This is a genomic window from Niastella koreensis GR20-10, assembly GCF_000246855.1.
GTDB lineage: Bacteria > Bacteroidota > Bacteroidia > Chitinophagales > Chitinophagaceae > Niastella > Niastella koreensis.
This window is the reverse complement of the sequence record NC_016609.1, coordinates 3,713,770-3,739,598: the sequence shown is the minus strand read 5'-3', so window position 1 is coordinate 3,739,598 and position 25,829 is coordinate 3,713,770. Positions and strand designations below refer to the sequence as shown.

The following is a 25,829-nucleotide window of genomic DNA, read 5'->3' as shown; positions in this document are numbered from 1 at the left end:
ATAGTTTGAAGAAAAACCATAAATATGAAATGGTGGTTAAGTAAAACGAATGATTCATCAGGTAATATATCCGGTAACGGCAGCATGGAAGAAGCCGTTAGTCAGAGTATTATGCTTACCTCCGTGCAAAGCCTGCTGGCGTGGGGAAGGAAAAATTCCATGTGGCCTTTTCATTTTGGATTGAGTTGTTGTTTTGTTGAAATGGCTACCGCCATCACCAGTAAATATGATGTGGCGCGTTTTGGCGCTGAGGTGATCAGGGGCACGCCGCGCGAAGCAGATGTAATGGTAATTGCGGGTACTGTGTTTATAAAAATGGTGCCTATTATAAAACGATTACATGATCAAATGATGGAACCCCGCTGGGTGATCTCGATGGGCAGTTGCGCCAACAGCGGAGGCATGTACGATATATATAGTGTAGTGCAGGGCGTTGATAAATTTTTACCGGTTGATGTATATGTGCCCGGCTGTCCGCCCCGGCCCGATGCGTTTATCCAGGGTCTGATGCTGCTGGCCGATTCTGTAGGAAAAGAAAAACGTCCTTTAAGCTGGGTAATCGGCGAGCAGGGCGTTATCAAACCGCAACTTTCTTCCATGAAAGAACAGAAACGGGAAGAAAGGATGAATATGATAAACTTTAAAGGGGTTGATGAAATATGAGGTGTTATGGATGAACCTGATGTCATATTGCACGAACTGCAACAGGGTACGGGTGCTGATATTCAGTATCAGCAGAAAACGGTTGATGAGGTGCTCACCTGGTGGGTGTCGCAGGAGAATATTGTACGGGTGCTGGAATTTCTGAAAACAGGAATATCCCGGCCGTATAAAATGCTGTACGATCTGTTTGGCATCGATGAGCGCAACCGGAATCGATTCAATGGCCTTCCCACGGCCGATTTTACCGTAGTCTATGTATTGTTCTCGTTTGAGCGGAATGATTTTATCATGCTCAAAGTAGCATTACGTGGCGAGTACCCTTCCCTATATTCTATCACTGCGTTATTTAAAAATGCCAACTGGTACGAACGTGAGGTGTATGATATGTTTGGCATCCGCTTCAACGGACATCCGCATTTAACCCGCATTTTAATGCCGCTTACCTGGGTGGGACATCCTTTGCGCAAGGATCATCCGGCACGGGCAACCGAAATGGGTCCTTTCCGCCTGAGCGAGGAAATGGAAACCCGCGAACAGGAAGCGCTCCGGTTCAAGCCCGAAGAGTGGGGCCTGCAGGAACATGGCGATGATGCCGATTTTATGTTCCTGAACATTGGTCCGCAACACCCCGGCACCCATGGCGTGCTACGTATTATTCTGCAATTGAATGGGGAGGATATTGTAGATGCTGTGCCCGAAATAGGTTTCCATCACCGCGGCGCCGAGAAAATGGCCGAACGCCAGAGCTGGCATACGTACATCCCTTACACCGATCGTGTGGACTACCTGGGCGGCGTTATGAATAACCTCGCTTATTTATTGTCGGTTGAAAAACTGGCCGGCATCGAGCTGCCAGACAGGGCCATCTACATCCGCGTTATGTTGTGCGAGCTGTTTCGCATTGCCAGTCACCTCGTTTGGTTTGGCACTTTTGCCCAGGACCTGGGGCAATTGTCGCCCGTGTTTTACATGTTCACCGACCGCGAAAAAATATTCGACATCATTGAAGCTATTTGTGGTGGCCGCATGCATCCCAACTGGTTCCGCATTGGCGGCGTGGCGCAGGACCTGCCCCATGGCTGGCAACGCCTGGTGCAGCATTTTATCGACTACTTTCCGCCGAAGATCAAAGAGTATGAGAAAATGGTGATCCGCAACAGTCTTTTTAAAGCGCGCACCAGGGGTATCGGTATATATACTTTGGAAGAAGCCATAGAGTGGGGCGTTACGGGACCGGGGTTAAGGGCCTGTGGGTTTGAATGGGATTTTCGCAAAAAGCGTCCGTACAGCGGCTATGAACGGTTTGAATTTGATATTCCCACTGCTCAACATGGCGATTGTTACGATCGTGCACTGGTGCGGGTAGAAGAAATGCGGCAAAGCCTGCGTATTGTAGAACAGTGTTTGCTGAATATGCCAACAGGGGATTATAAATCGAGCCATCCGCTTACCACACCACCCTTAAAGAAATTCACCATGGAGGATATTGAAACCCTCATCACACACTTTCTGAATGTGAGCTGGGGGCCGGTGATCCCGGCCGGTGAAGCCATGAGTTGTATCGAGGCGACCAAGGGGGCCAACAGTTATTACTGCATCAGTGATGGCAATACGGCGGCCTACCGTGTGCGCATCCGCACCCCGTCATTCCCCCATATGCAAATGGTGCCGTATATCAGTAAAGGGTATACGGTTAGTGATCTGTTGAGTATTCTGGGAAGTATTGATTTTGTTTTGGCTGATATAGATCGTTGAGTTGATAAGGTGACAGGGTTGATAAGTTAACAGGGAAAATACAGTTTGTTAGTTCTTAAGTTATTGGGTTTGTAACTGATAGAAAGGTAACCTGGACGCGAACCGTTTGCCTGCCTGCCTGCCTGTCCCGACTTGTCGGGATTTGCCAATTCACGATTGCCGATTCACGAATAATAATATGATATCGCAAAAAATAAATAAAGAAGCTTCAAAAAAAAATAACGCTGCAAAATATGCAGAAGGTTATCAGGCCCCTGAGTACCTGACCGACCTCGAACGCCAGTTTATTGATCATGAGGTAAGCCTGGTGCCGCACAAAAGCGCTGCCGTTATTGAAGCATTGAAGATTGTTCAGCATCAGCGTGGATGGATCAGTGATGAAAGCGTAAGCGCCATTGCCGCTTATTTACAAATGAGTCCGGCTGAAGTAGACAGTGTGGCCACTTTTTATAACCTCATTTTCCGCAAGCCGGTTGGGCGGCATGTGATCCTGGTGTGTGACAGTATTTCGTGTTATGTAATGAAATATGGCGAAATCTATAAAGCCCTGCAGGAAAAACTGCATATCCAATTTGGCGAAACCACCAGCGACCAGTGCTTTACACTGTTACCCAATGCCTGTTTGGGCTGCTGCGATCATGCACCGGCGCTGATGATCGATAATGATTTGTATAAAGACTTAACCGTTGATATGTTGGAACGAATTTTAAAACAATACACCTGAAACAGCTATGGAACGTCCGCTCACACAATTTATCCATCCCGGTTGTCCGCCATTCGATCTCAGGGAATATGAAATGACGGGCGGTTATGCAGCCCTGCGAAAAGCGCTGGGCGGTATGACGCCCATGGAAGTGCAGCAGCTGGTGAAGGACAGCGGATTGAAAGGCCGGGGCGGCGCTGGTTTCAGTACCGGTATAAAATGGGGCGTGGTGCCTATGGATGAGCATGCCCCACATCCAAAATACCTGATTGCCAATGCCGATGAAATGGAGCCGGGCACTTTTAAAGACCGGTTGCTGCTGGAGGGTAATCCACACCAATTGATTGAAGGCATGATCCTGGCGGCCTATGCCATCCAGGCGGAAGTGTCGTTTATATTTTTACGTTGGGCGTATAAGAAGGCCGCCCAGTTGTTACGTAAGAGCATTCATGAAGCCTATGTAGCCGGTTTGCTGGGGAAGAATATCCTGGGGAGCAGGTTCAGCCTGGAAATGCATTTGCATACGGGGGTGGGCCGCTATATGTGTGGCGAAGAAACCGCGTTGTTGAATGCATTGGAAGGAAAAAGGGCCACGCCAAGGGCCAAGCCGCCTTATCCGCAATTAAGTGGCCTGTATGGCAAGCCAACCATCGTGAACAATGTAGAAACGCTTTGTAATATTCCGCATATAGTGAACAATGGCGTCAGCTGGTTCAGGGGATTAAGCCAGAGTGCCGACAGCGGTACTAAATTATACGGGGTTAGTGGAAAGGTGAACAACCCGGGTTGCTGGGAACTGCCGATGGGCGTAACCATTCGCGAATTGATTGAAGAACATGCTGGTGGGATGAAGAATGGTTATCGGTTAAAAGGCGTGTTGCCGGGGGGCGCCTCTACAGATTTTTTGACTGCCGATCACCTCGATGTGAAAATGGATTTTACCGACGTACAAAAAACCGGAAGCCGGCTGGGCACCGGCACCATGGTAGTGCTGGACGATGCTACCTGTCCTGTTGGTTTTGTACACAACCTGCAACATTTTTTTGCGCAGGAAAGTTGTGGCTTATGTACGCCCTGCCGCGAAGGATTACCCTGGGTAGAAAAAATGTTGTTAAGCCTGGAACTGGGAACTGGCACCGGACAGGATATGGAATTGTTGGAAATGCATACGCAAATGTTGGGGCCCGGAAATACTTTTTGTGCCCTGGCGCCTGGCGCTATGGAACCCCTGCAAAGCGCGTTGAAGTATTTCAGAGATGATTTTGAGAAGCATATTTCTATGCATAGGTGCCCATATGATTAAAGAAGCTGTTGCAGGTTACAGGGGGAAACCCTGAAACTTTAAACTTTGAACTCTGAACTCTGAACTCTGAACTCTGAACTCGGAACTCTGAACTCGGAACTCTGAACTCGGAACTCTGAACTAAAGAAGCTATGTCTACAATCTTTATAGATAACAAAAGCTACGAAGTAAAGCAAGGAAAAAACTTGTTGGAAGCTTGTCTTGGGTTAGGTATCGACCTGCCGTATTTCTGCTGGCATCCGGCATTGGGCAGTGTGGGCGCCTGCAGGCAATGCGCCGTAAAGGTTTATAAAGATGAGAACGATACCCATGGCAAGCTGATGATGAGTTGCATGGAAAATATAAAAGACGGTTTGCGGGTATCTGTAGCTGATAAAACCGCCAAAGCGTTTCGCAGCCAGGTGATAGAATGGCTGATGACCAATCACCCGCACGATTGCCCGGTTTGTGATGAAGGCGGCAGTTGCCACCTGCAGGATATGACGGTGATGACGGGCCACGATTACCGCCGCTACCATTTCAAAAAAAGAACATATACCAATCAATACCTGGGCCCGTTCATTCACCATGAAATGAACCGCTGTATCCAGTGTTATCGCTGTGTTCGTTATTACCACGACTATGCCGGCGGTAATGACCTGAATGTTTTTGCAGCGCACAACCATGTTTATTTTGGCCGCGAACAGGATGGAGTGTTGCAAAGTCCGTTCAGCGGAAACCTGGCGGAAGTTTGTCCAACAGGTGTTTTTACCGATAAAACCCTGCGGGAACATTATACCCGCAAATGGGACCTCACTACGGCGCCTTCGGTTTGCCAGCATTGCAGTGTGGGCTGTAATACTATTGCCGGCGAACGGTATGAACAGGTGCGTTGCATCACCAACCGGTTCAACAGCCAGGTGAATGGTTATTTCCTGTGCGATCGTGGCCGGTTTGGGTATGAATTTGTAAACAGTGAGAACCGGATTACGCAGCCGCTTATCCGTGGCCAGGCAGTGGAAGCAGTGGACGAAGTTACATTGATGGGTCACATGAGAAAATTACTGGCCGGTCATACGCTGATAGGCATTGGGTCACCGCGTGCCTCTGTAGAAAGCAATACCGCATTGATGCAACTGGTGGGTAAAGAAAATTTTTACCAGGGCATCAGCGATAATGTGGGATTTATTCAACGGCGCATAGTGGAAGTACTGCAAACCGGTGCCGTACAATCTGCTTCCCTGCACGATATAGAACAGGCAGATGCTATCCTGGTGTTGGGTGAAGACATCTGGAACACCGCCCCGGTAATGGCGCTGGCGGTTCGCCAAAGTGTGCTGAAAACTGCTGCGCATCATGCCATGGAACATAACCAAAGCATCCCCATCTGGCACGATGCAGCCATTCACGAAATCGTACAGGAAGAAAAAGGATTTCTCGCCAATTGCACCATCACCGCCTCGCCGCTTGATGAAATAAGTACCTGTATACAGCATAATGCACCGGACGACCTGGCACGGCTTGGTTTTGCGATCGCCCACCAGTTAAACGGATCGCTGTCGCGGGTGCTGGTTGATGAAGATACACTGGCAAATGTTATTGACATTGCCGTGTTTTTGCAGCAGGCAAAACGTCCGGTGATCATCAGCGGTACCAGTTGTTATAATGAAACATTGATCCGCGCCGCATTTGATATTGCCATTGCCTGTAAAACCGCCGGTAATGAGGCGCGCATTGCGTATGTAATGCCGGAGTGCAACAGTATGGGGCTGGCCATGATGCAGGCCTTCAGTTTTGAGAGCGCGGTTTTGCGTACTACCCGGGAAAGTAATATAACCGCTGTTGTGCTGGAAAATGATCTGTACCGGAACGTGCCCACGTTGGTAGCCGATCTGTTTTTTCACAGTGTGCAGCATTGCATCGTGCTCGACTCATTAAATACCCTTACTACCCAACATGCCGATATCCTGATGCCAGCCGCCACCTTCGCCGAAGGCGATGGCACCCTGGTAAACTATGAAGGGCGTGCGCAACGGTTTTTTCAGGTGTTTATGCCAGGTCATACCGCCATCCAGGAAAGCTGGAAATGGTTGTTGAAAATGCGGGCTGCACAAGCTGATGTAGCCATCGGGGGCGCCTGCCATCCTGAGGATGTATTGGCGCAGACAGAACAGTTGATGCCGCAGTTTGCCGGTATTGCAGATGCTGCACCACATCATGATTTTCGTATCAACGGACAGGCGCTGCCGCGTGAACCCCACCGTTACAGCGGGCGCACAGCTATGCTATCGAACCTGGCCGTAAGCGAACCCAAACCAAAACAGGATGATGACTCGCCATTCACTTTTACCATGGAAGGCTATTCCGGTATGCCGCCATCCCCGCTGATCCCGTTCTTCTGGCGGCCAGGGTGGAACTCTATTCAGGCGGTGAATAAATACCAGCAGGAACCTGGCGGTAGTTTAAAGAACGAACAGGCCGGTAAGCTGCTGTTTGCTTATTATAAGGATGCTGTACCTGTTTATTTTAAAGATATTCCTGAAGCCTATGTAGTGCGTAACGACAGATGGTTGTTGTTTCCGCAATACCATGTGCTGGGATCGGAAGAAATGAGCGCCTGCTCAAAAGGCATTCGCGAATTGTCGCCTGAACCTTACGTAGCCTTGTCCGCTGCTGATGCCGCAGGTATTGGAGTAACCAATGGACAAACAATTGCCGTCAGGGTATTTGAGCAGGCTTATGAATTGCCGGTTAAAATAGATCGCGCCTTACCTAATGGATTGATGCTGATGCCGGCTGGTTTGCCAGGTATGCCGGTGATGAACTGGAATAGTTATGTTAGTATACTGAAGGGCTAAAAGAACTTTGAACTCGGAACTTGGAACTCGGAACCCGGAACCCGGAACTGAAACTTTGAATCATGAGCACTACTCAACAAATATGGATTGTAATAGGAGTATTATTCGTGCTGCTGAATATTGCGGCCGGGTTGATCTGGGTAGAACGCCGCCTGCTGGCGCTTTGGCAGGACCGGCTGGGACCGAACCGTGCCGGACCGTTGGGTATATTGATCGTGCTGGCAGATACGCTTAAATTATTTTTCAAGGAAGACTGGATCCCGCCTTTTGCCGATAAATGGATCTTTGTAACCGCGCCCGCCATCGTGGTAGCCAGTGTGTTGTTGAGTTTTGTGATTATCCCCTTTGCACCCGGTATTGTGGTGGCCGATCTGAACATCGGTATCCTCTTTTTTCTCGCCATGTCATCCCTGGGCGTGTACAGCATTGTGTTAGGCGGCTGGGCTTCCAATAATAAATATGCGTTACTGGGCGCTTTGCGCGGCGCCTCACAAATGATCGCCTACGAAGTATTTATGGGTTTATCGTTGATGGGGGTGGTAATGTTGACCGGCTCATTTAACCTGGGTGATATTGTAATGGCGCAACAGCATCTGTGGTATGTGGTGACTCAGCCTGTTGGCTTTATTATTTTTTTGATTGCGGGTGTGGCTGAAACGCACCGCCTGCCATTTGACATTCCCGAAGCGGAAAGCGAATTGATTGCGGGTTACCACGCCGAGTATTCCGGGATGAAATTCGGGATGTTCTTTATTGGCGAATACCTGGGCATTACCCTTATCTCGGCAATGATCGTTACGCTGTTTTTCGGTGGCTGGCTCGGCCCCTCCTTTCTGCCACCGCTGATATGGTTTATAATTAAGTTGTTTTTCTTTATCGGCCTGTTCATTTTGTTAAGGGCCTCTTTGCCCCGCCCGCGCTACGATCAATTGGTAACCTATGGCTGGAAGATCTTGTTGCCATTGGTGCTGGCGAATGTGCTGATTACGGGGGCGATAGCGTTGTGGATGAAATCGCGAATCTAAAAAATAGAAGTTATGCTAAGTCACTTACGAACCATGTGGTTGGTGTTCATACACCTGTTCCGTAAAAAGGAAACGATAGAATATCCCGAGGAGAAAGTGGAGCTGCATCCGCGTTACCGGGGCCGCATTGTATTGACAAAAGATCCAGATGGGGGCGAACGGTGTGTGGGTTGTTATTTATGTGCCGTGGCTTGTCCGGTAGATTGTATTGCCTTACAGGCTACCGAAGATGAAAATGGCCGCCGTTATCCAGATTTCTTCCGGATCAATTTCTCCCGTTGTATTTTTTGTGGCTTTTGCGAAGATGCCTGTCCAACCTACGCCATACAACTGATCCCCGATTTTGAAATGGCCGATTATAACCGGCAGAACCTGGTGTTTGAAAAAGAAGATCTGTTGATCGACAGCCAGGGAAAATACCCGGGTTATAATTTTTACCGTGTGGCTGGTTTAGAAGCAGGTGTAAAGAAAAAAGGCGAGGGGGCTAATGAAGAGAAGCCCGTGGATGTACATAGCTTATTACCGTGAATCGTGAATCGGCAAATCCCGACAAGTCGGGACAGGCAGGCAAACGGTTCCTGGCCAGGGTGCCTTAAAAAAACTTACAAACCCAATAACTTAAGAACCTAATAACTTAAAATCAAATAAGCTAACAAACTTGTATTTCCTGGTCAACTCGTCAACTTGTTAACTGGTCAACTTTATCAACCATATCAACTCTATCAACTTGTCAACATTATTCTACATATCGTCCATTATAGCAGTATTGTCCACAATAATGGTAATTACGCGTTACCACCCCGTACACGCATTGCTCTACCTCGCCGTCTCCTTCTTCTCTTCAAGCATGGTCTTTTTGTCGCTGGGCGCTCCGTTTGTCGCGGCGCTGGAAGTTATTGTTTATGCCGGGGCCATTATTGTGTTGTTCATTTTTGTAGTCATGATGCTGAACCTGGGCAAGGAAACTGCGCAGCAGGAGCGGGAGTGGTTGAAACCAAAGGTATGGGTACTGCCTGCGGCGCTCGTGTTGTTATTGCTGATAGAAATGATCGTATTGCTGTTTTCAAATGGGGAGGAAGTAATGAAAATAGCTGTGGTGGAACCGCGTAAGTTAGCCCTTTCTTTATATGGCGAATATATCATTGCCGTGGAGCTGACCGGCTTTTTGCTGATGGCGGGGATCGTTGGTGCGGCACATATTGGTAAACACAAAAAGGAAGAGCTGCACCGCTTCCTGCAAAATGGAAAGTCCGATAATCAAAAAACAAAACGCACCCGGAAAACCAATACCGTCAAAAACGAACAAACTGCAATACATGAATAGCGCAAAAATGGTATTAATGGTGGCTGCCGTATTGTTTTGCCTGGGGCTGATCGGTGTGCTCACCCGCAAGAATGTGATCTTTATGCTGATCTCGGTGGAGATCATGCTGAATGCTGCCGGAATGGCCTTTGTAGCCGCCGGATCTAAATGGCAGCAACCCGATGGGCAGGTCATGTTCCTGTTTATCCTGGCAATGGCTGCAGCTGAAGTATCAGTAGGACTGGCGCTTGTGCTCCAGATCTATCACCAGCATAAAACAATGGATGTGGATAGACTAAAGGAGTTAAGAGATTAGTTCAAAGTTTTAAGTTCAAAGTTTATAGGTTCGTAGGTTATTAAGTTATTGAGTTCTTTAGTTTGTTAGTTCTTGAGTTTGCTTTCCTGGTTAACTTGTCAACTCGTCAACTTGTCAACCCGTCAACATTTCAACTATGTCCCAATTATTAGTATATATACCAACATTACCACTAATTGGCTTTATAGTACTATCATTGTTTGGAAAAAAGCTATCCAAACCAATAATAGCCTCCATTGGTGCGGGAACGGTATGTATAGCGGCGATCATCGTCATTGGGTTGGGTATTTCATTTCTGCACACGCCACCGTCCGGAGGAGCCTTGCAACAATTGTTATGGACCTGGTTCAGGGTGGGAACGTTGTCAGTTGATATCAGTCTGCGGGTAGATGCGTTAACGCTCGTTTTTATATTTATCATCACTTTCGTGGGCGCGCTGATCCATATTTATTCCACCTTCTTTATGTGGCGCGATGCCGACTATGCCCGTTTTTTTGCCTGTATGAACCTGTTCGTGTGCTCTATGTTGTTACTGGTAATGGCCGATAACCTGTTGCTGTTATACCTCGGGTGGGAGGGCGTTGGTCTTTGCAGTTATTTACTCATAGGGTTCTGGTACGATGTGCCTTCCAATTGCCGGGCAGCCAATAAAGCATTTTTAATTACGCGTATTGGCGATACGGCCTTGCTGATCGGTTTATTCCTCTTGTTTAAGGAATTGGGTTCGTTGAACATAGCAACGCTTCTGCAACAGGCGCCGGGGCATTTTGCGGCAGGCGGCTCACACATCACCCTCATCACCATATTATTATTAGTTGGCGGCATGGGTAAATCGGCGCAGTTGCCGTTACAAACCTGGTTGCCCGATGCTATGGCCGGTCCATCCCCGGTGAGCGCCCTGATCCATGCAGCCACCATGGTTACAGCAGGCGTGTATTTGATTGCGCGTTTGAATGGATTATTCCTGTTATCACCTGTAACGATGTCCATCGTAGCGATCGTAGGTGCTATTACTTTATTGGTGGCGGGTTGCAGCGCCCTGGCGCAAACAGATATCAAACGGATCCTGGCCTATTCCACCATCAGCCAGATTGGTTATATGTTCCTGGCATTGGGCATAGGTGCCTGGAGTGCCGCAATCTTTCATTTTGTAACCCACGCGTTTTTCAAGGCCCTGTTGTTCCTGGCTGCCGGCGTGGTGATTGAGGCCCTGCACCATGAACACAATATTTTTATGATGGGCGGATTGCGAAAAAGACTGCCCGAAGTGATTTTTACATTTCTGGCTGGCGCTGCAGCCTTAAGTGCTCTGCCATTGGTGAGCGCCGGTTTTTATAGTAAGGATGCCATTCTCTGGTACAGTTGGAGTGCAGCCGGTGGCAGCCCGGTATTGTGGCTCATAGCACTGGCCGGTGCATTTATCACCGCCTTGTACAGCACGCGGCTGGTGTTGGTGGTGTTCTGGGGCGACATGAGAACACCTGTGCATGAACAACCCGGCCGGGGCATGATCATTCCGCTGCTCATCCTGGCTTTCTTCTCCATTACAGCTGGTTTTATTGAATGGCCGCATAATATGTTTCACCTCACGCTTTTTTCCGACCAGGTACAAAAAGTATTGCCCCAAACAGTGATGAAACAAAATGAACCTGCTGAATGGTTGTTACAGGCCATTGCTATGCTGGTAACATTGTCGGGTGTGTACCTGGGTTATGTGCTGTATTATGGAAAGACAGGTGTGCGGTGGCAGCAATCCCCTGGTTTGTCGGCAACGCGCAATTTTTTATTCAGTGGCTGGAAGTTTGATCAGCTGTACAATATTGTTTTTGTAAAACCATACCTGTTTTTAACCCGGATCAACAAAACTGATGTGATCGACCGCCTGTACACTGCCATTGCCCAGGCTGGTATTCGATTGAACACCTGGTTCTCGGTTTCACAAAACGGCTCGCTGCGGATGTACATCATTGGTGTGCTGGCCGGGATCCTGTTTATTATCACGCTTCAATTGTTGTTATGATACTGGTTTGGATGATAAGCATATTGTTGATGGGCGGCGTTGCCTGCTGGCTGGTGGCGCAACGCAATCAACTGGCCTGTAAATGGACGGCCCTGGTTGCGGTGATCGCTGCATTTCTGCTGCCTGTTGTCTGGTACATGCAACATGTACCGGTTGCGGGCAGCGGCAATACCTGGCTCATCGATTATCAGCTGAACTGGATCCCGGCTTTCGGCATCAGTTTTCACCTGGCTATGGATGGGCTCAGTTTTGTAATGATCCTGCTTACTTCCCTGCTTGGCATCCTGGCCGTGCTATGTTCCTGGAATGAGATCCGGGAGAAAACCGGGTTTTACTTCTTCAATTTGTTATGGACACTGGCTGGCATTGCGGGCGTTTTTGTCGCCATGGACCTTTTTCTCTTTTATTTCTTCTGGGAGGTAATGCTGGTGCCCATGTATTTCCTGATTGCTATCTGGGGCGACTTCAACCGGCGCTATGCCGCGTATAAATTTTTCATTTTTACCCAAACGGGCGGACTGCTGATGCTGCTGTCGATCCTCGCCCTGTATTTTATTCATGGGCAGCAAAACAGCGGCTATTATACATTTGACTATTTCGCGTTGCTTAATACGGCCATGGGCAACGATGCTACGGCCCGTTGGATCATGCTGGGATTTTTGATCGCTTTTGTAATCAAGCTGCCGATGGTGCCGCTGCACAGTTGGCTACCCGATGCGCACAGCGAAGCGCCCACGGCGGGCAGTTTGATCCTGGCAGGATTGCTTTTAAAGACCGGCGCTTACGGCATCATCCGGTTTGTATTGCCCTTGTTTCCTGTGGCTGCAGCTGGTATTGCGTGGTGGGCTATGTTGCTGGGCGTGGTTGGCATTATTTACGGTGCGTTGCTGGCCTATGCGCAAACTGATCTGAAACGGCTTATTGCGTATACCTCGGTGAGCCATATGGGATTTGTGTTGCTGGGTGTTTTTGCTTTCCGGCAATTGGCGCTACAAGGTGTGGTAATGCAATTACTTACGCATGGCGTAAGTACCGGCGCCCTGTTTGTGCTGGCCGGCATGTTAAAAGAGCGCTTGCATACCCGGGATATTAATCAAATGGGTGGTTTATGGACGGCCATGCCGCATATGGGCGCGCTGGCGATGGTGTTTGTATTGGCTTCACTCGGTTTGCCCTTCCTGGGAAGTTTCATTGCCGAGTTCCTCATCCTGTTAGGAGCTTTTGAGGTAAGTCCGGTGTTATCGGTCATTGCCAGCTTTGGCCTGGTGCTGTCGGCATTGTATTCCCTGCGTATTATGCAAAAAGTTTTTTTCGGACAGATCCAAACCATCACCGATCCTCCAGCCGATCTGAGTGCCCGCGAATGGATTATTATGGCTTGCCTCACGGTAGCTATTGTGTTACTTGGTTTATACCCCCAACCAATATTTAACATAGTGAGCGGAGTGGTAGAACAAGTAGCTCGTTTATAGTTCAAAGTTTCAAGTTCAGAGTTCCAGGTTCCAAGTTCCAGAACTCTGAACTCTGAACTTGGAACCTGGAACTGATAACGTTAATCTTCATAAAATGACATATTTACAATTTTTAGCGTTACTTCCTTTTATCATACTTGCTATGGCTGCAATCGTAGTGATCCTGCTGATCGCATTCAGGCAAAGCCATACCGTAATACAGGTAACGGGTTTTTTAATGATGTGTGGTGTGGTGTTCGCCATGTGGTATGTACGGGATACGTTGCCGCGCGAAATACCGCCATTGCTGGTGGTAGATGGATTGGCCGCACTGTTTACCGGGCTGATTATATTTTCGGTATTGGTGGTTGGATTGCTTTCCTATATTTATTTTGAAGAACGCGAAGAGAACCCAAAGGAATATTACATCCTCTTGTTCCTGGCTACCTTAGGTTCCGCGGTGCTGACCATCAGCCGGCATTTCATTTCTTTTTTTATTGGGTTGGAATTGTTGAGTGTAAGCCTGTATGCGTTGATCGCGTATTTGCGCAACCGGAACAATGCAGTAGAAGCAGGCGTGAAGTACCTGGTGCTGGCGGCTTTGTCGTCGGCCTTTTTATTATTCGGTATGGCATTGATCTATATGGAAACGGGCAGTATGGAGTTCTCCGCCATCGCCCGGGCCATTGATACAACGGGGATGTCGGTTTTGTTTGTGATGGGTATCGGATTGATTTTGGTAGCCGTTGGCTTTAAACTGGCCTTGGTGCCATTTCATTTATGGGCAGCCGATGTGTACCAGGGGGCACCGGCGCCGGTGACCGCATTTATTGCAACGGTTTCAAAGATTGGCGTTTTTGCCGTTTTGATCCGGTTTGCAGATGCCATCCATTTACAGCAAAATGCACTGGCGGTTACCATCTTCACCATCATCGCCATTGCCTGTATGCTCGCAGGAAACATTCTGGCCCTGATGCAACAGAATCTAAAGCGCCTGCTGGCTTATTCCTCCATTGCGCATTTTGGTTATCTGCTGGTGGCGTTTTTGTCGGGCAATGCCGGTGTTGGCGCGGCGGTATTTTATCTGCTGGCTTATTCCATTACCCTGTTAGCTGCTTTTGGCATCATTACTTTATTATCAACTACCCGCAGAGATGCAGATGACCTGGGTGGGTACCGCGGTTTGTTCTGGCGCAGCCCGTTAATGGCGGCCATCTTTACCGTTGCGTTATTGTCGCTGGCGGGCATACCGTTAACAGCAGGATTTCCCGCCAAATTCTTTATCCTTACAACCGGGGTGCAACAACACCGGTGGTTACTGGTTATTGTGCTGGTATTGACCAGTGTGATCGGGCTGTTTTATTATCTGCGTATTATCAGTACGCTATTTGCAACACCGCCATTAACACCGGTAAAAGAAAGAACACTACATCCATTTTTCTACGTAGCCACCTATGCCTCACTGGTTATATTGATGTGTTTATTAGGCTGGTTAGGGATTTACCCAGGTTTCATAGTAGAAAACGTGAGAGCATTTTTGAGTTTTTGATTAAAAAGTTATTAGGTTATTAGGTTATTAGGTTTTGAACTTACGAATCTATCTCACCAGAGTAAATGCCCCCTTCTTAGTAACAGTTCTACCTAAGTAATCGATTCCCGATACCATGTAAACGTATGTGCCGGGGTCCTGTTTCTGTCCATGAATGGTGCCGTCCCATCCTTTGTTATTTTGCGAGGTGGTGTATACCAGTTGTCCCCAACGATTATAAATGCTGAAAATGCTCAGCTTGGCTATGCCCACCAGGATGGGTTTGAAAACGTCATTCTTCCCATCACTATTAGGGGAGAACGCATTCGGCATAAAAATATCTGCATTGGTTTTAAATACTTTTACTGTAATGGCATCGGCGCCGTAACAACCTTCTTTGGTAGATGCCGTTACTACATACGTAAGGGAATCTACGCCCGATGGAAAGGTGGCGATGGGATTGTAGATAGAAGGATCGCTTAGCCACGAACCGGGCGACCAGTTATAATTTAAGGTAAGACCTGCATTGGCCGTGGCGTTCAGTTGCAATGGCTGCCCCACAACAACAGCCGTATCATTGCCGGCGAATACAATGATTTTTGGGATCACAAAAACGGTTACCGTGTCTGAAACCGGTTTGGGACAACCAAGGGTATCAGTTACCGTGATTATATAAGGGGTACTGGTGGTTGGATGTGCAACGGGCGTCAGCGTGCCCGGGTTGATAAGAGTGCTAACCGGCAACCAGTTGAAATACGCAGCCACCATGCTGGCATTGAGTTGAGCCGTGCTGCCATAACAAATGGTGGTGTCGGCGCCGGCGTATACCTGCGGGTATGGAACTACTTTTACATGCATGGCCGTTTGGTCCTGGCACTTACCCAGGTTGGCCGTAACGGTGTAGGTAATATCATTGTCTGCATAGGCCTTTGGATATTTTTTTGTGGTGCTGCTCAATCCCGTGGCTGGTGACCATACATATTGCAACGCATAACTTATAGGATTCAGGGTAAAGCTATCGGTTTTGCAAACTGTTGTGTCTGCCGGTAGGGTTACCGTAATATAGTCAAGCGTATTAACCGTTACAGAACCCGTAGTAACGCAGGCGTTTTGCGTTACCGTAACCGTATAAACAGTAGTGTCTTTGGGCCATACCAGCGGGTTGGCGGTATTGGCGTACAACATATTGGTATTGGGCGACCAGCTGTACGTAATACCGCTGCCGGTAACATTGGCAATCAGGGGCAAAGTATCGATGGTGCAAATTAAGGTATCGGTAAATGGCAGACTTAAATTGGGCTTGTCGTTGGCGGTAACTGTTTTATTGATGGACCCACTGCAGCCTACACTACTGCCTACTGTAAGCGCCACTGTATAATTACCCGCACTGGCAAAAGTGTGGGTGGGATTATTTATAGAAGCTGTATTGGTGGCGGAAGCCGGTTCGCCAAAATTCCAGCTCCAGCTGTTCGCCGTGCCATATTGGGCAACCGTAGCGTCGGTAAATTGAAAGGGCGACTGATAACAACTGCCGCTGAAATTAAAATTGGGGGTGAAGCCCGGATATACTTTTACTGTAGCTGTGGCAGAATCAGTACACCCCAGTGAATTGCTCACTTTCAGTTTTGTAGTGAACGTTCCGGCAACGGGGTAGGTGTAGGTAGGCGTGGCTGCGGTGCTCACATCGGTTGTAATATTGGGTACGCCAAAATCCCAGTAATAAGAAGTGATATTAGAGGCAATAGATTCGTTCTGAAAATTAAACGTAAAGTCATTACAGTTGGTATAGTTCGATTTCAGGCTGGCTGCCGACAATGTACAGTTGTATACGTAAATTTGTAATTCTTTTTTGATGGAATCCATCAACACCCCATTGCGCCATTCTTTTACATATACGGCAACCACATATTCACCCGTAGTGGCTGGCGCAGTTCCGGATAACATCCCGGTTGCCGGGTCAATGGTAACGGTGGCGCCTAATGGCGAAGTGCCACTATAACCACTATTGTAAGTAAGCACGGGATAGGGCGGGCTGCCGGGTACGGAGGAAGAGGTTTGTCCGCTCGGATTGCTCACATTTAATCCAGATCCAAAAGAGTAAGAAAGGGAATCGCCATCTGCATCAGTAGCTTTGAACGGATAAGTGAAATTACCATTGTAACAAACAATGGCCGTATCGAGAAACAGGAAATTCGGACTGTTGTTCTTGTGGTAATCAACACTATTGATGACACCAGGTATCATTGCTGTAATGGTGATGCCTGAATTACCCGAATTGCTGATGTTGATAATACCGCTTACCCGCAAGGCATCCTGCACAGCCAATACATAACCGGCGGAAATGTCGGGCAGGTCAAGTGTGTATACAAAGGCCCGGATCTCGTAACAAATACCCGGCGGGTTACTCATACACGGACTGTAACTGGTTTTTGAAATGGTTTTCGTAGAGGTATAACTGATCAATTTACTGGCGGCCAAAGCATTGGTGCCGGCATTGTATACGCCCAGGTATACCGATTCTTTTGGGCCATTGGTGGTACAACTAAAGAAAACGGTAACGGTAATCGTATAATTGGAAGTACCGGCTGATGCGCCTGCGCCATTGTATTTGTATTCAATATAACCACCCTTTACGTGCATGGCCATAGTTGACTGCGCATACAATAACAGGCTTATCAGCAAGGGCAGGAGGTGTAATGGTTTTCTAAGGGTTTGTACCGGGGTATACTTCGAATACTTCATAAAAAATTTATGCATTCACTATTTAGTATAATATTGCGTTGTAATTATTATAAATGAATTCGATCATCAAACAACTCTTGTTATTTCTTGGCCTGCTGCCTGTAGCTGGTTTTGTTACGCATGCTCCCCGTTCGCTAACCATTCAATTCAAACACAAAATGGGTAGCAGGGAGCTTCAACTGTTTAATGAAAGCTATGTTAACCCGTTTGGTGAACCGGTGACTATAACCCGGTTCAAATATTATTTATCACACTTCAGTATCACGGGCACGGGTCAAAAAGAAACAGCGCTGTCTGATAAAATATTTTTGATCGATGAATCGGCGCCTGAATCAAAAACATTGACATTCTCCATTTCAGTTACAACCCCGAAATCGCTTTCCTTTGTGATTGGGGTAGACAGTAGCCTGAATGTAAGCGGCGTTCAAACCGGTTCGCTCGATCCGCTCAATGGCATGTTCTGGACCTGGAACAGTGGTTACATTTTTGCCAGGCTCGAAGGCAAAAGCGATTCCTCACACGCACCGGCTCACCTGGTTAACTGGGATGTGGGTGGGTTTAAAACACCTTTCAACGCCAGTAGAAAAATTACTTTGGATCTGACCCCATCAACCGGTCCGGTTATTACTATTGAAGCCGATCTGATGAAGTGGTTCAATGCCGTACATGCCATTCATATTGCACAGGCTCCACTTTGTCATCAACCAGGCCGGCTGGCCATGCAGCTGGCCGACAATTATTCCCGCATGTTTTCCATAGCATTATGAAAATCATCATTACCATATCAGGGTTATTGTTTGTATTGTTAGCTGCTACACCCACGCCATTGCCATTCGTGGTTCCTCCCAAATGGCCAAAACCGAAATACGATTTCACAAAGAACCCGCTTACCCGCGAAGGTTTTTTGCTGGGCCGGAAACTGTTTTACGATGAACGTTTAAGTGTTGATTCAACTATTTCCTGTGGCAGTTGCCATCAGCAATTCGCCGCGTTTTCAACATATGAACACAACCTCAGTCATGGCGTAAACAGTTCCCTCACCACTCGTAATGCGCCTGCATTGCAAAACCTGGCCTGGCAAAGCGAATTTATGTGGGATGGCGGTATTGCCCATCTCGATCTGCAACCGCTGATGCCATTAACCGCACCCAATGAAATGGGTGAAACACTGGCAGGTGTTATCCGCAAGCTGCAACAGGATGCCGCCTATCAGAAAATGTTCAGGGCTGCATTTGGCAGTGAAGGCATCAATACGCAACGGGTTACCCGGGCATTGAGCCAGTACATGCTGATGCTGGTGAGCAGCAACAGCAAATACGACCAGGTGCTGCGCGGAGAAGCAACCTTTCTGTTACCCGAGCAGCTGGGCTACGACATCTTTAAACAGAAATGCAGCTCCTGTCATAAAGAGCCGTTCTTTACGGATTTGTCGTACCGAAATACCGGCTTATCCGTTGATAACACCCTGAATGACTATGGGCGAATGGCCATTACCGGTAATCCGGCTGATTCATTGAAGTTTAAAGTGCCCTCCCTGCGTAATGTGATGGTGACTTTTCCCTATGGGCACGATGGCCGTTTTTTCTCCCTGCTGAATGTTTTTGAGCATTACCGGCGGGATATGACAGTGTCTGCAACAACTGATTCCCTGTTACAGCACAAAATGCCGCTCACCAATTACGAGATCGGGCAATTGACCGCCTTTCTGCAAACGTTGACTGATTCCAGTTTTTTAAAGAACTCCATGCTGGCGCCGGAGGGCAATTTGCAATTGCCACCCCAAATGCACATACATTGAGCATGATACGTTGAATTTTGAGGATGTGTTTGGTGCAAGATGCGTAGAATGGGCATGTGTCGGTAAACCGGTACAATGTATCGGTGAATGCCGGGAGAAGGGAAGGGAACTATTTAAGCAATATACCTGAACAGGGTTTTTGTATAAACCACCTGGTTGCGGGCGCCAATGGCCGCCATACGGAAAAAGAACTTTACGCCAAGGGGCAATTGCGTTATTACTATTTTACGTTTGGTACTGTTAATGGTCTTCCACTTGCTGTCGTCGGTCAAAGGATCCGGGGTATATTGAAATATATAGGCTTTGGCGCCATTTACTCTTTTAACCTGCATGATTATTTCGCCCATATTCTTCCCCGGAATAATAATAAATTCAACAGGGTTTTGCAGGGAGATCTCTTTCCTGGGTTTTGCCAGCATAAATCCACTGCTTACCATGGCTAAGTCATCACCATTTGAATGTTTTTCAATCCAATCGCCCAGTTCACGTAGTAATGCGATCAGTTTTTCTTTCATGTCGTTCTTGATGATGATCTTTAAGGAGTCGCCATCTGAAGCTTCGACCACAGCATGCTGCAATTGATTCGCTGTTTCGAGAATGGGAGCTAACAAGGGTTTTACCTCGGGGAAAAATTCGTTGTCAGTTAGTTTATTCACGACCCGATAGGCATCAGTGATTAGATCGGGTCCGCTATGCTTTCTAAAATTCAATGCCAACTTCCTGTTCATACAGTCAGGTTAAAAAGTTAATAAATAACTGTGCATTGAATCCCCTTTGAGTAACTAGTTGCGTTTGTAGTTAAATTTATAGAATTGTTGAGGAACAACCTAAATTACATATCAATTGTTTCAATTATTTGATGAGGATCAATTTCTGTTGTCATCAAATGTTAGAATGCGTTAGTTTCAAATGAAAGCAGGTAACTGTTAATGTATGTTACTGGTAAATATAAAAACCTGCCAATTTATAATGAAGGCTGATAGTAATTGCTAAAAGCTGCCGGCTTTTAGCAAAAGTTGGCAGCTTTTATAAAATATTTGCAGCTTTTAGTGATAATCTGCAATTTCTATCAGAAGTTACTCATAATCAGGAAGTATTAACAGGTAATCGAAATAGTTAGCAATAATCAATATAAAATGCCCTGTTTTATTAATTACTAATGAGTTTCAATAAATAAAGTCAACTTTTAATAAAAATTGATAAAAACCAGGTAAGATGGATCGTGTTTTTATAATATTGACAAAAACTGGATAAATTTAATAAACCGGTTGTCCTGTATGCGTAAAATTAAAAGCAATAAGCTACCGCGAACCCAGGTTCCTGTATTTACCCGGGTTTGCCAGATAATCGAACTGGTCTTTGCTGTAATTGGGGAGGTGCTGGAACAGCTGTAACCACTATAAATTAATTCCACCCGCTACTTCAATCCGCTGTCCATTTATCCACGCGGCATCGCCGGTACACAGGAAGGCTACAACGGGGCCAATATCTTCCGCTTCACCCACTCGATTTAATGGAGATAATGAGCTGAGGAATTCCTGCAATTTGGGATTGTTACGAATGGTGGCGTTGTTGAAATCTGTAATAATCGGGCCGGGCGCCACAATGTTTACAGTAATGCCTCTTGCGCCGAATTCTTTCGCCATGTATTTGGTTAATACTTCTACCGCGCCTTTCATGGATGCATACACGGAGTACCCGGGATTTACAAACCGCGTAGTGCCGGTGGAGATGTTAATAACGCGCCCGCCATTATTAAGATGAGGAACCAGTTTCTGTGTTAAAAAATAAACACCTTTAAAGTGCACATTTAAAAATTCATCAAAAAATTCTTCCGTTACTTTTTCAATAGGCAAACCGCCGCCAATGCCTGCGTTGTTGATCAAAAAATCAAATTGACTGGTGTTCCATTTTGATTGCAGGGTAGTAATCACCTGTTGTACAAATTCGTTGTAGGATGGCAGATTGGCCATGTTGAGTTGCAGGGCTGCTGCCTGTTGACCCAGGGCTTCTATTGCTTTTACTACTTCCGTAGCGGCTGCTTCATTGTTGTTGTAGGTAATTATTACGTCGATGCCTTTTTTTCCCAGGTTGAGCGCCATATCTTTTCCCAGACCCCGGCTGCCGCCGGTTACCAATGCGATTTTTGTTGTTGACATATTGTGCTATTTATTATGACACAAAGTTGGCAACAATTGCCGGGGGAGGCGTGGTGACTGCTTTAGGAAAAATGGTGACTGCTTAAGAAAAAATGGTGATAGCTTAAGAATGGCAGAAGGCAGGTTGATAGAGTTGATAGAGGAAATACCGTTAACACGTTGACAGGTTAACAAGTTAATCGTTGAATTTTATCGCGGGGTATATTTATCCCCTCCTGGGAGAGCCTGTCCCGCTCTGCGGGAGTTTGGGGTGGGTTACTGCCGATTCACAAACTATCCCTATACTTCTTAGGCGTCATACCCGTGTATTTTTTGAAGAATTTTACAAAGTTGGAAGGATCATAGGTAAGCTGGCGGGCAATTTCGCCAATGGATAGGGAAGTGGTGGCAATCATTTCCTTAGACAGTGTCACCAGCCGTTCTTCAAAAAGATCGCAGGCGCTTTTGCCTGTCACCTCCTTAATGGTATTGGATAAGTGTACGGGGTGAATATGCAGCATATTGGCGAAGTCCCTGATCTCATGCATGACTTCCACTTCGCCGGCTTTTAATTCCAGCATATGTTTGTCCAGCGCTGTAGTGTATTGATTCACTATTTCCTTTTGCCGGAAAGAAATGGCGGGCGTAGCTATTGTTTCCATAAACAATTATTTTTTAAATGTCACATAAACCGTATCGCCTTTTTTAAGGGTGTTATCTTCTGTTCTTACCGTGATCATACTTGCAGGCAATGCAATTTCAACTTCATAGCCGCTGCCCAGGAATGCAACCCCGATAACTTTTCCGGCGACAGCCGTTTTGCTTTTTTTAGGGGTCAGCGTAAACGCTTCGGGGCGGATGTACAACCGTTTGCCATTGCCACAGGCCTTGGGGATTTCGCCAAATGCCGCCGCTTCAGCTTTGGTAAATGCATTGAATTTCCCGAATAACCCGGCCGCATATTCATTAACCGGCTGCCGGTAAATTTTTTCCGGGGTATTCTGCTGAATGATCTGTCCGCTTTTCATTACAATGATCTCATCGGCCCAGCTGAGGGCGTCCACGGGATCGTGTGATACCATTAAACAGGTGATGCCCAGTTTTTCACCCATGGCCTTAATAACAGCACGCAGGGTATTGCGGTGCAGGTTATCGAGGTTCGAGAACGGTTCGTCCAGCAAGAATAGTTTAGGCGCACCAATCAGTAAGCGAGCCATGGCAATCCGTTGTTTCTCCCCACCGGAAACCTGGTCGGTTTTCCGTTTCAGTAAATGGCGGATATGGCAGACCTCATACAATGTTTCCGCTTCCTTTTCGGGCAGGGTATTGGCGTATTCCAGAATTTCTTCTACCCGGTAATTATTGCGGAGTTCAAAATGTTGCGACAAATACGCCATTTTTGGATGGCCGGGGATCAGTTTTTCATTCGGTCCTTCTACGTGTTTGTTCCCGAACAGCACATCACCGGAATCGGGTTGTATCAGTCCGCCAATGATCTTTAGCAGGGTGCTTTTTCCGGAGCCCGATTCACCCACGATCGCCAGTTTTTGGTCCTTTTTCTGGCTGAACGAAATGTCCTGTAAAACCGTAGTGGTGCCCAATTGTTTGCCTATCCCGGAAACCTTTAATAACGCCATATTGCCTTTGTTGTTCTATAAAGGCTCAAAAGTAATCCAAAAAGGGGCTATTTGAAAGTGGTTTGTCGGGGGCTAAGCAGAAGGTATTCCCATCCGGTGTTTCAACTCTTCAAAGCGGGGATCGGCTTTTACTGTTTTGTAAGGAGGATATTCAATAAAACAAGCCACAGGTCCCAGTCGTTTATCTATACAATGATTCAGGTAATAAAAAGTTTTATCCAGGTTGCCGAGGGCGAGGTAAATAGCGGCAAAATCGCCATCGATCACCGAGTCGGGCTCTTCCAGTTCGCGTTGTTCCAGCTTTTGAATGCATTCGAGGGCTTTGTCTGTCATACCAACGCGCGCATACGCATGACCCAGCCCCATCAAACCTTTTAATGGATGATTGGTCAACCGGTGTACTTCTAAAAAATAGCCGAGCGCTGTTTGCCAGTCGCCTTTCATGCCAATGCACCAGGCTTTTAATTCAAGGGCGCTGCGCATTTCGGGGTTCATCTCCAGCAATTTTTCTGCCTGCACAATCCCCTCATCAAAACGTTCTGCAAAAATATACATCATACCCAGTGAGCGGATAATAGTGGGGGAGAGCGGGTCAATTTGTTCTGCTTCTTCCAGCACTTTAACGGCCTGCGCTTTTTGTCCTTTGGCGATATAATAAAAACCCAACAGGTCATAAGCTGCTACGGCGCCTGGATTCAGCTCAATGGCTTTTTGTAAAGAATCATAGGCATCCTGCCATTTCCATTCATAATATAAATAAGGCATGGCTTTGGCTATATGTCCTTCTGCAATGGTGTCATCCAGCTCCAGCGCTTTGCCGGCATACTGATGCCCAATTTCAAAAGCCGTATGTGGGATCATTTGTCCCTTAGTGCCCAGGTCGCAGTATGATTGCGCTACCATGGCATACGCTTCAGCATAACCAGGCTCAATGGCAATAGCCTGCTTAAAACATTCTATGGCCTTGCGGGTATCGCCGGGAGTGAGTTTATTCTTAAAATGCAATCCCTTTAAATAATGCGTATAGGCTGCAATGTTCTTAATGCTGGATTTTATCCCTGGTACCTGTTTGGGCGAAATGGTCAGGTTTTCTTTTAGTTTATTGGTGATAATGGCGCTGATCTCGTCCTGCACTTCAAAAATATCATCGAGTTTACGATCATAGGTTTCACTCCAGATGTGAAAGCCATCCGCTGCATTGATCAGCTGGGCGGTGATGCGAACGCGGTTGCCTGCCTTGCGCACGCTGCCTTCCAGTATTTTGTCTACGTTAAGCTGGATGGCAATGTCGCGAATGTCGTCATTCTTCCCTTTAAACGCGAAGGCCGAAGTACGGGAGGTTACCTGCAGTCCATCCACGCGGGTAAGCGCGTTTAACAGTTCTTCGGTAATCCCGTCACTGAAAAATTCATTTTCGGGATCGGCGCTCATATTAACAAAGGGCAGCACCGCCAGGCGATTGTTGGGCGCGGTGGTTTTTCCCCGCACTTCATGGCGGCCGGGTACCACAATACCATTGTTGGCGATGGCAAAAACCCGGATGGGTTGTTTGATGTTCTTTAATTCAAAATATCCCAACTCACGGGTTTGAATATGTTGCTGGTTGCGGATCTCGTCATATACTTTTTCGGAGACAAAAACACCACCGGGCACGGCCAAAGACTCAATACGGGAAGCCAGGTTAACGCCGTCGCCGAAAATGGCTTCTTCCTCGATGGTCACATCCCCGGTATGGATGCCGATGCGCAGATCAACTGCAGGGGATTGTTGCAGTAGTTGCTGGATCTCGATGGCGGCGTGCACGCTATCGATGGCGCTGTTAAAAATACTCAACGAACCATCGCCGTAATATTGTAAAATTTTACCATAAAAGCGGGGGATAGTGGCTTCCAGCACTTCCTTCAGCCGCTGGCGTTTGCTACGGGCCAGTTGCTCATTTTCCTGCATCAGGGCTGTATACCCCGTCATATCCGCAAATAATATAGCTGCAAGTTGTCGCATAACTACCGCAATTTAAGTATAAAGGCACAAGAAACAAGTTGCAAGGCACAAGGCTTTAATTTTTGAATTTCCGATAAAACTCAGGTAGTCGGAATATGAATCCCTGTGCCCTGGTTTTTGTGACTTGAATTTTTTATTGACACAAAGACAGCTGGTATCGATATTGGAATGATGCTTCAATAATATCATAAATAAACAACCGATGGTGATGGTGTATTCGTGTCTAACTAAACTTGCCCGATTTTTCCCTGCGGAATTTTTTGCGCTATATCTTTGGTTCAGATAAGACGGTGAATTCGGTTTACACAGTTATCGGCTGTTTTTACACGTTTATTACCAAAATTTACACACTTGTCAATTTTTTGGAGCAATTTGAAACAAGACAATTATCTTTGGCACTGTTAATTGAGGTTAGTTGAATTTGGTAACGCAAAGCTAATTTTCGATTAACGGATCAAGAGCAACTGAATAAGTATTTTTGTTTCGATAGCACTCTCCAGGATTCAAAAATAACCATTTCAGTAACCCAACCACTATCTGTTTATGAATTGTAGCTGTAACCCATATTCTTACGTTTTCCTGGGGCCTGTTAATACATTTCCCCCCTCT

At 46.9% G+C, this 25,829-nt stretch carries 20 protein-coding genes; 14 read left to right on the top strand and 6 right to left on the bottom strand.

What is annotated here, in order from left to right; translation table 11 throughout:
* Positions 1-24 precede the first annotated feature (24 nt).
* The 12 genes from NIAKO_RS14590 (at position 25) to NIAKO_RS14535 (ending at position 14,925) form a co-directional block, all read left to right on the top strand.
* Positions 25-663 carry an NADH-quinone oxidoreductase subunit B gene (locus tag NIAKO_RS14590; protein ID WP_014219214.1) on the top strand — a complete coding sequence of 213 codons (639 nt, stop codon included), beginning with the start codon at positions 25-27 and terminating at the stop codon, positions 661-663.
* Positions 664-669: 6 nt separating this feature from the next.
* Complete coding sequence (gene nuoC, locus NIAKO_RS14585) at positions 670-2,418, top strand: NADH-quinone oxidoreductase subunit C/D (RefSeq protein WP_014219213.1); 1,749 nt, start codon at positions 670-672, stop codon at positions 2,416-2,418.
* Between the two features lie 178 nt (positions 2,419-2,596).
* Entirely contained in the window at positions 2,597-3,142 is a 546-nt protein-coding gene (nuoE, locus tag NIAKO_RS14580; protein WP_014219212.1) for an NADH-quinone oxidoreductase subunit NuoE, read from the top strand.
* Positions 3,143-3,149: 7 nt separating this feature from the next.
* Positions 3,150-4,424: an NADH-quinone oxidoreductase subunit NuoF gene (nuoF, locus tag NIAKO_RS14575; protein ID WP_014219211.1), complete on the top strand. Its 1,275-nt coding sequence runs from the start codon at positions 3,150-3,152 to the stop codon at positions 4,422-4,424.
* A 131-nt stretch (positions 4,425-4,555) separates the two neighbouring features.
* On the top strand, positions 4,556-7,261 hold the full coding sequence (gene nuoG, locus NIAKO_RS14570; protein ID WP_014219210.1) for an NADH-quinone oxidoreductase subunit NuoG: 2,706 nt from the start codon (positions 4,556-4,558) through the stop codon (positions 7,259-7,261).
* Between the two features lie 62 nt (positions 7,262-7,323).
* A complete protein-coding gene (gene nuoH / locus NIAKO_RS38515; RefSeq protein WP_014219209.1) occupies positions 7,324-8,286 on the top strand; it encodes an NADH-quinone oxidoreductase subunit NuoH in 963 nt (320 codons plus the stop codon).
* A gap of 12 nt (positions 8,287-8,298) precedes the next feature.
* Positions 8,299-8,814, top strand: coding sequence for an NADH-quinone oxidoreductase subunit NuoI (nuoI, locus tag NIAKO_RS38510; protein ID WP_014219208.1), 516 nt, complete (start codon positions 8,299-8,301; stop codon positions 8,812-8,814).
* 199 nt (positions 8,815-9,013) lie between these two features.
* Entirely contained in the window at positions 9,014-9,610 is a 597-nt protein-coding gene (nuoJ, locus tag NIAKO_RS14555; protein ID WP_014219207.1) for an NADH-quinone oxidoreductase subunit J, read from the top strand.
* Positions 9,603-9,905, top strand: coding sequence for an NADH-quinone oxidoreductase subunit NuoK (gene nuoK / locus NIAKO_RS14550; protein ID WP_014219206.1), 303 nt, complete (start codon positions 9,603-9,605; stop codon positions 9,903-9,905). The genes nuoJ and nuoK overlap by 8 nt, the downstream gene beginning before the upstream one ends.
* A 136-nt stretch (positions 9,906-10,041) precedes the next feature.
* The gene (gene nuoL, locus NIAKO_RS14545; protein WP_014219205.1) at positions 10,042-11,925 is read left to right on the top strand and encodes an NADH-quinone oxidoreductase subunit L; all 1,884 of its coding nucleotides are present in this window, start codon (positions 10,042-10,044) and stop codon (positions 11,923-11,925) included.
* Positions 11,922-13,397, top strand: a complete 1,476-nt coding sequence (locus tag NIAKO_RS14540) for a complex I subunit 4 family protein (RefSeq protein WP_014219204.1) — start codon at positions 11,922-11,924, stop codon at positions 13,395-13,397. Before nuoL ends, NIAKO_RS14540 begins: the two co-directional genes overlap by 4 nt.
* Positions 13,398-13,491: 94 nt before the next feature.
* A complete protein-coding gene (locus NIAKO_RS14535; protein WP_014219203.1) occupies positions 13,492-14,925 on the top strand; it encodes an NADH-quinone oxidoreductase subunit N in 1,434 nt (477 codons plus the stop codon).
* Positions 14,926-14,973: 48 nt separating this feature from the next.
* Here NIAKO_RS14535 and NIAKO_RS36765 read toward each other — a convergent pair whose 3' ends face one another.
* Complete coding sequence (locus NIAKO_RS36765) at positions 14,974-17,646, bottom strand: PKD domain-containing protein (RefSeq protein WP_165761291.1); 2,673 nt, start codon at positions 17,644-17,646, stop codon at positions 14,974-14,976.
* Positions 17,647-17,699: 53 nt separating this feature from the next.
* Between NIAKO_RS36765 and NIAKO_RS36760 the strand changes: the two genes are divergently transcribed.
* The gene (locus tag NIAKO_RS36760; RefSeq protein WP_014219201.1) at positions 17,700-18,413 is read left to right on the top strand and encodes an MbnP family protein; all 714 of its coding nucleotides are present in this window, start codon (positions 17,700-17,702) and stop codon (positions 18,411-18,413) included.
* Complete coding sequence (locus tag NIAKO_RS14520; protein WP_014219200.1) at positions 18,410-19,444, top strand: cytochrome-c peroxidase; 1,035 nt, start codon at positions 18,410-18,412, stop codon at positions 19,442-19,444. The genes NIAKO_RS36760 and NIAKO_RS14520 overlap by 4 nt, the downstream gene beginning before the upstream one ends.
* A gap of 113 nt (positions 19,445-19,557) precedes the next feature.
* Here NIAKO_RS14520 and NIAKO_RS14515 read toward each other — a convergent pair whose 3' ends face one another.
* The 5 genes from NIAKO_RS14515 to NIAKO_RS14495 all read right to left on the bottom strand — a co-directional run bounded on the left by NIAKO_RS14515 (position 19,558) and on the right by NIAKO_RS14495 (position 25,220).
* Positions 19,558-20,172: a hypothetical protein gene (locus NIAKO_RS14515; RefSeq protein WP_014219199.1), complete on the bottom strand. Its 615-nt coding sequence runs from the start codon at positions 20,170-20,172 to the stop codon at positions 19,558-19,560.
* Between the two features lie 669 nt (positions 20,173-20,841).
* A complete protein-coding gene (locus tag NIAKO_RS14510; RefSeq protein WP_014219198.1) occupies positions 20,842-21,603 on the bottom strand; it encodes an SDR family NAD(P)-dependent oxidoreductase in 762 nt (253 codons plus the stop codon).
* A gap of 266 nt (positions 21,604-21,869) precedes the next feature.
* Complete coding sequence (locus NIAKO_RS14505) at positions 21,870-22,244, bottom strand: helix-turn-helix domain-containing protein (protein ID WP_014219197.1); 375 nt, start codon at positions 22,242-22,244, stop codon at positions 21,870-21,872.
* Between the two features lie 6 nt (positions 22,245-22,250).
* A complete protein-coding gene (locus tag NIAKO_RS14500; protein ID WP_014219196.1) occupies positions 22,251-23,219 on the bottom strand; it encodes an ABC transporter ATP-binding protein in 969 nt (322 codons plus the stop codon).
* Between the two features lie 72 nt (positions 23,220-23,291).
* Complete coding sequence (locus NIAKO_RS14495; RefSeq protein WP_014219195.1) at positions 23,292-25,220, bottom strand: adenylate/guanylate cyclase domain-containing protein; 1,929 nt, start codon at positions 25,218-25,220, stop codon at positions 23,292-23,294.
* Between the last annotated feature and the right edge of the window lie 609 nt (positions 25,221-25,829).